The sequence below is a fragment of the Paenibacillus sp. OT2-17 genome (assembly GCF_009827695.1).
GTDB classification, from domain to species: Bacteria; Bacillota; Bacilli; order Paenibacillales; family Paenibacillaceae; genus Paenibacillus; species Paenibacillus polymyxa_B.
Genome location: NZ_WUDQ01000853.1, coordinates 1 through 1,125, shown reverse-complemented (window position 1 = coordinate 1,125; position 1,125 = coordinate 1). Strand labels below are relative to the sequence as shown.

Below are 1,125 nucleotides of genomic sequence, written 5' to 3'. Positions count from 1 at the left end.
CGTTGAAATTCCGGTAACTCAGCAGGCGAAATCTGTGCCTGTTAAGATTGTATATTCCGGAGAGTTGCCAGACGGATTGGCGCTTTCTATATTTGCTATTTTAACTGCACTTTCACTGCTTAAGCTCCATTTTACATCGGATTGAACTGCTTTTTTTGCTCCATTGACCAAATAAGCAGATATACTCGGAAGAGAAGTTTTGCCTCCTGTTTCGAGAGTCAGACTGGCTTTGCTTGAAACCAGTTTTTCAACCGTCGGAAGTACATTAATCTTCAGAGTCTTGCTCAAACCGTGATAGGACGCTGTAATCGTCGAATTGCCTGCATCCATCGGTGTGATTTTACCTTGCTCGACTGTGGCAACCAACGGATTGGAGGAAGTCCATTCTGCCGTGTTGGTCACATCTGTCTTGCCGCCAGTCAGGTTGACATCGGTTGCACTAACCTGAATTGGAGAGCTACCCAGAAAGACCGATTTGGACCCAGTTGCATTCAATACTAATGCCTGAGAAGAAGAACGCACATACACAATCGTTTGTGCTTTGAGTTCATCTTTGCTTGCTTTAATGTAAGTCACGCCTTTGGCAAGTGGACGAACCAGACCGTCTTCAACGGTAGCAACAGCCGCATTCGAAGAAGTCCATTCGACACCGGATACATTTTCCGTCCCACCTCCAGTAAGTACACCTTGAGCAGTCAATTGCTTTGATTCTCCACCAATCGTCAAATTAATGGGACTAGACGGATTTAATTGCAGCTTGCTGTAAGGCGATTTTACTGTAATCGTTGTACTTACCGTTTGCTGCTCATATGTGGCAACAATCTTAATCTGCCCTTTTGACACAGGAGTAATGAGTCCCTTATCTACCTTTAAAATGCTTGAATCCCCAGAGATCCATTCTGCTTTTTGTGTAACATCTTCTTTGCCCTTTTCTGTCAATGACCACACTTTTAATTGAGCGGGGCTTCCACCCAGATTCAATGTAGTCGGATTTTGACTGTCCCACTGTACCGTGGAAGTCGTACTCTCCTCAGCCCGGATCAAACCCGCTGGCCATGCTGCAAATACAAACATCAGCAAAGCAAGTAAGAAGGTACTCCGTTTGCTCATACGTTTCATACGCTC

Annotated in this window: 1 protein-coding gene; it reads right to left on the bottom strand. The window is 45.0% G+C overall.

Translation table 11 applies throughout. The annotated features are described in order from the left end of the window. Positions 1 to 18 precede the first annotated feature (18 nt). The coding region (locus GRP75_RS27660) for an Ig-like domain-containing protein (RefSeq protein WP_237449238.1) at positions 19 to 1,125 on the bottom strand (1,107 nt) is incomplete at its 5' end.